General features: G+C 71.7%; 8 protein-coding genes. 6 read left to right on the top strand and 2 right to left on the bottom strand.

What is annotated here, in order from left to right; genetic code table 11:
- From AOK00_RS34980 to AOK00_RS39580, 4 genes are all read left to right on the top strand, one after another.
- Positions 1 to 2,067 (top strand): ATP-binding cassette domain-containing protein (locus AOK00_RS34980; RefSeq protein ID WP_055604148.1); only part of this gene is annotated, 2,067 nt, incomplete at its 5' end.
- Between the two features lie 4 nt (positions 2,068 to 2,071).
- The gene (locus AOK00_RS34975; RefSeq protein WP_055604145.1) at positions 2,072 to 2,845 is read left to right on the top strand and encodes a hypothetical protein; all 774 of its coding nucleotides are present in this window, start codon (positions 2,072 to 2,074) and stop codon (positions 2,843 to 2,845) included.
- The gene (locus AOK00_RS34970; RefSeq protein WP_055604144.1) at positions 2,845 to 3,828 is read left to right on the top strand and encodes a serine/threonine-protein kinase; all 984 of its coding nucleotides are present in this window, start codon (positions 2,845 to 2,847) and stop codon (positions 3,826 to 3,828) included. Before AOK00_RS34975 ends, AOK00_RS34970 begins: the two co-directional genes overlap by 1 nt.
- Positions 3,829 to 3,981: 153 nt before the next feature.
- Complete coding sequence (locus AOK00_RS39580; RefSeq protein WP_173861729.1) at positions 3,982 to 4,137, top strand: hypothetical protein; 156 nt, start codon at positions 3,982 to 3,984, stop codon at positions 4,135 to 4,137.
- Positions 4,138 to 4,265: 128 nt separating this feature from the next.
- Here AOK00_RS39580 and AOK00_RS34965 read toward each other — a convergent pair whose 3' ends face one another.
- The gene (locus tag AOK00_RS34965; RefSeq protein ID WP_159041927.1) at positions 4,266 to 4,751 is read right to left on the bottom strand and encodes a hypothetical protein; all 486 of its coding nucleotides are present in this window, start codon (positions 4,749 to 4,751) and stop codon (positions 4,266 to 4,268) included.
- A 135-nt stretch (positions 4,752 to 4,886) separates the two neighbouring features.
- Positions 4,887 to 5,861 carry a helix-turn-helix transcriptional regulator gene (locus AOK00_RS34960; protein WP_055604142.1) on the bottom strand — a complete coding sequence of 325 codons (975 nt, stop codon included), beginning with the start codon at positions 5,859 to 5,861 and terminating at the stop codon, positions 4,887 to 4,889.
- Positions 5,862 to 6,016: 155 nt separating this feature from the next.
- Between AOK00_RS34960 and AOK00_RS34955 the strand changes: the two genes are divergently transcribed.
- Together AOK00_RS34955 and AOK00_RS34950 are read left to right on the top strand one after the other, a co-directional pair.
- On the top strand, positions 6,017 to 6,412 hold the full coding sequence (locus AOK00_RS34955) for a RidA family protein (protein WP_055604147.1): 396 nt from the start codon (positions 6,017 to 6,019) through the stop codon (positions 6,410 to 6,412).
- Positions 6,413 to 6,687: 275 nt separating this feature from the next.
- Positions 6,688 to 7,727, top strand: a 1,040-nt coding sequence (locus tag AOK00_RS34950) for a hypothetical protein (protein ID WP_367870078.1), incomplete at its 3' end; no start/stop codon positions are given.

The raw sequence follows: 7,727 nt of genomic DNA, 5'->3' as shown, positions 1-7,727 counted from the left end.
GCCTTCCCCGTGCCCCCCGACCTCGTCACCCCGCAGAACACGCCGCCGCCCCGGCCCTCCTCCGTCTCGCACCCCGCCGCCACCGGTACGTTCCGGCAGCCGACGTCCGTACGGCCGTTGCCCGCCCACAGCATCCGGATCGGCCGTGCCCCCGACAACGACGTCGTCGTCCCCGATCTCGTCGTCTCCCGACGCCACGCCGAGCTGCGCGCCCATCCCGACGGCACGTACTGGATCCATGACCTGGGCAGTCACAACGGCACCTACCTCAACGGCGCCCCCGTCGTCGACGCCCGCGTGACGCCGGACGACATCGTCGGCGTCGGTCACTGCGCGTTCTGTCTCATCGGCGGGCAGCTCGTCGAGTTCACCGACACCGGCGAGGTCTCCCTGGACGTCCAGTCGCTCGCCGTCACCGTCGACCACGGGCGCAAGACCCTCCTCGACGAGGTGTCGTTCCCCGTGGGCGAGAAGTGCCTGCTCGGGGTCGTCGGACCGTCCGGCGCCGGGAAGTCGACACTCCTGGGCGCGCTCACCGGGCAGCGCCCCGCCGACCGGGGCACGGTGCTCTACGACGGCCGTGACCTGTACCGGGACTACGCCGAGCTCCGGCAGCGCATCGGGCTCGTCCCGCAGGACGACATCCTGCACCTCCAGCTGACCGTGCGCAGGGCCCTCGGGTACGCCGCCGAGCTGCGCTTCCCGGAGGACACCGAACCCGACGAGCGGCGGGCCCGGGTGGACGAGGTGATCCAGGAGCTGGGACTCGTGGAGCGCGCGCAGCAGCCGATCCACAGCCTCTCCGGCGGCCAGCGCAAGCGGGTGAGCGTCGCGCTCGAACTGCTCACCAAACCCTCGCTGCTCTTCCTCGACGAGCCGACGTCCGGCCTCGACCCGGGCATGGACCGGTCCGTGATGCACATGCTGCGCGGGCTCGCCGACGACGGCCGCACGGTCGTCGTCGTCACGCACAGCGTGCTCAGCCTCGACGTGTGCGACCGGTTGCTCGTCCTCGCGCCCGGCGGCCGGGTCGCCTACTACGGGCCGCCCGCCGAGGCCCTCGGCTTCTTCGGTTTCGACGAGTGGCCGGAGGCCTTCGAGGCCTTCGAGAACGACCGGGAGCGCGACTGGGCCGGGCTGTACCGGTCCTCCCGCTTCCACCGCCGGTACGTCGCCGACGCGACGGCCCGCCCGAACGTCCCCGTGCCGGGGGCCTCCCCCGCGGAGCGGGAACCGGCCCCGCCGCCGAAGGCGCAGAGCTGGGGCTCCCAGCTGCGGACGCTCGTCCGCCGGTACGCCGCCGCGCTCTCCGCCGACCGCACGTTCCTGGCCATCATGATCGCGTTGCCGTTCGTGATGGGGGCGATGGCCCGGGCGCTGTCCGAGGGCGGCTTCAATCAGGAGTCGACGCTGAACGTCCTGCTCATCCTCTGTGTGGGCGGCGTCCTCACCGGCGCGGCGAACGCCGTCCGTGAACTGGTCAAGGAACGCACGATCTACCGGCGCGAGAGAGCCGTCGGCCTGTCCCGCTCGGCGTACCTCGCCTCCAAGATCGTCGTGCTCGGTGCGATCACGGTCGTCCAGGCGGTCGTCCTGACCCTGGTGGCCCTGATCGGCGTCCCGCTGAACGTGCCCGGCGGCAAGGGCGTCCTGATGCCGCCGCTCGTGGAGATCACCCTCGCCGTCGCGCTGCTCTCGTTCACGGCGATGATGCTCGGTCTGCTCGTCTCCGCCCTGGTCCGCAAGGAGGAGGTGACGATGCCGCTGCTCGTCCTCCTCGCGATCGTGCAGGTGGTGTTCTGCGGGGCGCTCCTGACCGTACGGGGGACGCCCGTCCTGGAGCAGCTGGCCTGGCTGGTGCCGTCACGGTGGGCGTTCGCGGCGATGGGCGCCACGGTCGACATCGGGACGGTGTCGCCGAGCGACAAGACGGCGGATCCGTTGATGGACCACACCGCGACGGCCTGGCTGTTCGACATGGGCATGATGGTGGTGCTCTGTCTCGTCATCGGTGTGGTCGTGGCGCGGCTGCTGCGCCGCCACGAGCCGGTCGTCATGCGGAGGTAGGCCCGTGAGCGTCCCCGTACCCGAGTACGTGCCGGACTTCCGGCCCACCCATGTCGTACCGCGCGACGGTCTCGACACCTGGGAGGAGCCGGATCCGGGGCTGCCCACGACGCCGCTCGACGCGTTCCTGCCGGTACGCCTGGAGGAGCGGGCCGGCGACTGGGGGCGGATCCTCTGCTCCAACGGCTGGACGGCCTGGGTCGACGCGCGGCTCCTCGTCACCGTCCCGGACGATCCGCCGGCGGCGGGGCAGCCGCTCACCAGGACCGCCGACCCGCGCCCGCTGATCGCCCGCGCCGAGGACGCGCTCGGCCGCTACCGGCGGGCGGCGGAGGCGCTGGGGGCGGGGCGCCTCGACGGTGAGAACTTCCGGCTGCGGACGCGCGGGCTCCGGGTGGGCATGGTCGTCGACGGCGAGTCGGTGTGGCTGTACGACGCGGAGCACGAGCGGTGGGTGTACTGCGACGGGGTGGGGCTGAGTACCTACGCGGCGTCGTCGGCGCCCTCGATCGCCTCCCCGGCGTCCCCGGTCTCCCCCGCCGACGACGCGGCGAAGACCGACGATGCCGGGGAAGCCGACGGTCACGATGAGCCCGCGCCCGCGCCCCTCGACCACGAGCCGACCCAGGTGGTGCTGCGGGGCGCCCCGCCGCCGGCCGCCGGACCGCCGCCGACCCAGGCCGTGCCGCTGCCGCAGGCGGGCCCCGCCGCGGCCCCGGCGCCGCCGCCCACCCAGATCGTGGAGAGCCCTCCGCCCCGAACGGCCGGTGAGGAGTGATGGCCGGCGCGCCGCGCGACGAACCGGAGCTGCCGGCGGGCCGTGCCTCCGGACTCCTCGGCAAGGAGGTCGCGGGCTACCGGGTGGAGAGGGAGATCGGCCGCGGCGGGATGGCGGTCGTGTACCGGGCGCGGGACCTGCGGCTCGACCGGACGGTGGCACTGAAGCTGCTCGCTCCCGAGCTGGCCCGTAACGACACCTTCCGCAGGCGCTTCGCGCACGAGTCGCGGGTCGCCGCCTCGATCGACCACCCCCACATCGTGCCGGTCTTCGACGCGGGCGAGACGGAGGGGGTGCTGTACATCGCCATGCGGTACGTGGCCGGGCAGGACCTGGCGGCCCTGCTGGACCGCGAGGGGCCGCTGCCGCCGGGGAAGGCGGGGCGGATCGCCGTACAGGTGGCCTCGGCCCTGGACGCGGCGCACGCCCACGACCTGGTGCACCGGGATGTGAAGCCCGGCAACATCCTGGTCGCGGAGGGTACGGACCGGGACCATCCGGAGCACGTGTACCTCACGGACTTCGGCCTGACGAAGAAGTCGCTGTCGCTGACGGGGTTCACCACGGTGGGCGAGTTCGTGGGCACGCTGGACTACGTGGCGCCCGAACAGATCTCGGGGAAGCCGGTGGACGGCCGGTGCGACGTGTACAGCCTGGCGTGTGTGGTGTTCGAGACGCTGGTGGGAGCGCCGCCGTTCCGCCGCGACACCGACTGGGCGGTGCTGTGGGCGCAGCAGTACGACCCTCCGCCGCCGCTCTCCGAGGTCCGGCCGGGGCTGCCGGAGTCGGCGGACGCGGTGTTCGCGAAGGCGCTGGCGAAGACGCCCGAGGAGCGGTACGGGACGTGCCTGGAGTTCGTGGCCGAGCTGCGGGCGGCGCTGACGACGGGCGGTGTCGGGCCGGTCGTGACGAAGGGCCGGGAGCCGCTGACCCCGCCGCGGGACCCGCCCGCGTGGGCGAGGCCGATGTTCCGCGACCGCTAGGCCGTTCCTCCGCCTCACCGCCCGGGTACCCGGCCTGTCTTCTGAGTACGCACCTGAGTACGCGACCCCTTCGGCTCCGGAACCCGGGGGTGCGAGAGTGCGTCCATACGGGCCGGGGAGTCCGGGTGGCCCGGGTGGGGAGAGGGGACGAAAGTGGACCTGTTCGACGGAGAGCTGGGCGGTCGGGACGAGCACCAGGTGGACGCCGGCGGCGGCTGTTCCTGGTTCTACGTGGTCCTGATCGGGCTCGCGATCCTCGTGGTCGTCGGCATGAACTGGTTCTTCGACTTCGTCAGAGGCCTGTTCTGACGGTGTCCGCCGCAACGGTGGCACGCGCACACACCTCGTTCCACCCCCACGCCGTCCTGCCGGACCACCGGCGCGCCCTCACGGTCCGGAACCGGCGCAGCACGAACGGCCCCGTGCCCGAGTGGCGTTCACGTGTTCTTCTGCTCGGGATGCCCGGAACGCCGAGCAGACGCGGGATTCCGGGAGTGCCCGGACGGGGTGGTGCGGCGGTGTTCGGCGACGGCGAGCAGGGCGAGTGTCACCGCGATCACCGCACTGCCCGTCATCACGGGCGTGAGGAAGTCGGGGACGGCCGCCGCGTACGAACCCCCGGATGTCAGACGGCAGTCGAGGCCAGGGGGCAGATAGGACACGCTGAAGCCGTTCACCTGCCCGTACAGCCCGGGGTCCGCGTCCTGGCAGGCCTGGGAGGTGCCGCTCTCGTCGCGGAAGAGCGACACCAGGCCCCAGGCGTAGGCGACCGCGGCGAGGGCTCCGGCGAGCGCGGCGCCGCCTCGGGCCACGGCCCCCCGGCCGATCGCCGGGAAGCCGTACCCGAGGAGACCGAAGGCGGTCAGGGCGGCGACGACGATGCCGATCAGCAGGGGCACGAAGGCGGGGTACGAGGATGTCATGGTGACCACCTCACCCGTCGGCGAGCTGCCGGACAAGGTTGTTCCGCCAGAAGGTCCCGCCCTCGGTGCAGTTCGTCGCGTCTTCCCGTAGGCGGAGGTCCGGAGGAGCGCCGTGCGCACGGTGTGGGCACAGACTCAGGAAGCGGCTCCTCCGTATCGGTTGGCGAGTGCGGCGGCGCGGTCGTGCAGGGCGGTGCGCAGGGACCGCGGTGCCAGGGCCTCCGCGTCCATGCCGAGCTGCCACAAGGCCCATTCGGCGTGGCGTGAGTCCTGGTAGGTCAGCTCCAGACGCAGCCGGCCGTCCGCGTCCGGTTCTTCGGCGCGTACGGCCACCGCCGTGTCCAGCAGGTCCTCCCGGCGCGCCGGGTTCACCCGTACCAGCACGACGAGGTGGTCGTCGCCGAGGAACCGCGCGGAGCGTTCCCGCCAGATCCGGTCCAGGTCGACCCGGTGGGGCCGCTCGGCGGTCTCGGCCAGTTCCTCGGCGGCCAAGACCCGTGACAGCCGGTACGTGCGGTCCGCGCCGGCTCGCGTGGCCAGCAGGTAGCCCCGGCCGCGCACCGTCACCAGGCCGATCGGGTCCACCGTGCGCCACTCCGGGTCCTGGCCCGTGGCCGCGTAGTGGATGCGCAGTTTGTGTCCGGCGAGCACCGCGCGCCGGACCTCGATCATCGTGGTTCCGGGTACCTCGTCGGCGACCGCCCTCCGTGAGAGCAGGTCCGCCTCCGGCTCGACGAGAAAGCGCCGGACCGCGTCGCTCGCGGTGGCCCGGTCGTTCTCGGGCAGCGCGTCGAGGACCTTCCGCATGGCCGAGGCACGCGCCGACCCGAGGCCGAACGCCTGCTCCCCGCGCCCCGATCCGGCGGTCAGCAGGGCAAGTGCCTCGTCGTGGTTCAGCCCGGTGAGCTCGGTCCGGAACCCGGGCAACAGGGCGAAGCCGCCGTGCCGGCCGCGCTCGGCGTAGACGGGGACACCGGCCGCGGAGAGCGCCTCGATGTCGCGCAGCACGGTGCGGGTGGACACCCCCAGCTCACGGGCCAGCGTGTCCGCGGTCAGACGACCCCGCTGACGCAGCAGGAGCACCAGGGAGACCAGCCGGTCGGCGCGCATGGGAGAACGCTAACGGAATACATGACCAAGGGTGTCGTGATTTGTTGGGAGGCTCGTCAGCACGACGTCGGAGCAGGCGGCCGCCACGGCGATGGACGTACGTACTCCCTGTGGGTCGACACGAGTCGAACGAATCGAACGGAGCTGATGTGGTGATGGAGCGAACCGCGGTCAACCCGGTGACGTGGTCGGTGGAGATGGGGTTCAACCAGGGTGAGCTCGTCTCCGGGCACACACGGACCCTCTACGTCTCGGGCCAGACCGCGATGAGCGACGAGGGCAAGCCGCGGCACGAGGGCGACATGGCGGGGCAGTTGGCGCTGAGCCTGGACAACGTCGAGGCCGTGCTCGCCGAGGCCGGCATGTCCCTCGCGAACCTGGTGCGGCTCAACGTCTATACGACCGACGTCGACCTGCTCTTCCGGCACTACGGCGAGCTGGCGGGCCGGCTGGGCGCCGCCGGGGTGGCGCCGCCCACCACGATGCTCGGGGTGACGCGACTGGCGATCCCGGGCCAGATGGTCGAACTCGAGGGAACCGCCGTCGCCTGACGCGACCGCGGCGGCTCTGCTCCTCGTGCCGGTTCGGCCGGCACGAGGGGCGGGCCGGGCTCGCGGTACCCATGCCGGTACGGGCCCGTGTTCGCCTGCCCGTCGACCTGCTCACGCGCGTTCCCGGGAGCACGTGGAGGTAGTCGTTCGAAGAAGGTGACAACCAGGGGAGTTCACACCCGGTCGGCAGCCCCCTTCCTGTCTTGGGACGAAGGGCTCCCTGTCCCGGGGTGACGCAGGGAACACGGAGAGCGGGGCAACCATTCGGCGCGGTCGTGAGTCTCCTGATCGATCACGCCGGTGATCGAACCTATGAGGAGACCATCATCACCGCCATACGCAAGACCCTCACCGCAACCGCCGTCGTCGGCGCCGTCCTGGCGGGTTCGGCCGCCTGCGGCACGGTGGAGCAGCTTTCCGCCGGGAAGAAGCTGGACCAGGCCTTCGAGAAGCTGGGCAAGGAGAAGTCGATCTCCTTCGAGCTGGACCTGGACGTCGACGCGAAGACCCTCAAGCTGATGGACGCCGAGTCGGACCCGGCGCCCGGCGAGGAGATCCCCGACGAGGCCGCGGAGCTGATCAGCGGTGCGAAGATCAGCGTCACGGTGGAGTCGAAGAAGGCGATCGACGAGTCCGAGGAGAAGGACTTCGTCGGTATGGCCATGAAGGTCAGCACCTCGGGCGGTGACCTCCTCGACTACCGCGTCGTCGGCGACTACACGTACGTCCGGTCCGACGTCGAGGCCCTCGGCAAGGCGATGGACATGCCCATGCCGCCGGCCGACCAGCTGCCTCCGGAGGCGAAGGGCCTCAAGAAGGTGCTCGCGGGCGAGTGGGTCAAGTTCAACACCAAGGAGATGGAGAAGGCCGGCCAGGAGATGGCCGAGGAGATGGGCGAGGCTCCCGGCGCCACGCCGTCGCCGGAGGCCTCTCTGGACCCCAAGACCCAGAAGAAGCTCGTGGAGGCCCTTCGCGAGGTCATCGCCCGTGAGGTCGACTTCAAGACGGCCGGCGGCCAGGACGGCACCGAGCACATCACCGCCACGGCCCCGCTCCGCAGCCTGCTCACGGGAATGATCGGCGAGCTCCGTCCGCTCACCAAGGACCTGCCGCCCGGCATGGACCTGCCGTCGGACAAGGACCTGAAGGACACCCCCGACACCAAGGTCTCGGCCGACTTCACGCTCAAGAACGGCGAGCTGACCGAGGTGTACGTCGACCTCGCCGCGCTGGCCGAGAACGCGAAGGTCAAGAAGTTCGGCCTGGCGCTGAAGATGAGCGGCGGCACCAAGCCCGTGGCACCGGCCGGTGCCAC

Source organism: Streptomyces aureus, from assembly GCF_001418135.1.
In the GTDB taxonomy this organism is placed as follows: domain Bacteria; phylum Actinomycetota; class Actinomycetes; order Streptomycetales; family Streptomycetaceae; genus Streptomyces; species Streptomyces aureus_A.
The sequence above is the reverse complement of the archived record's forward strand: the minus strand, read 5'-3'. Positions and strand labels throughout refer to the sequence as shown.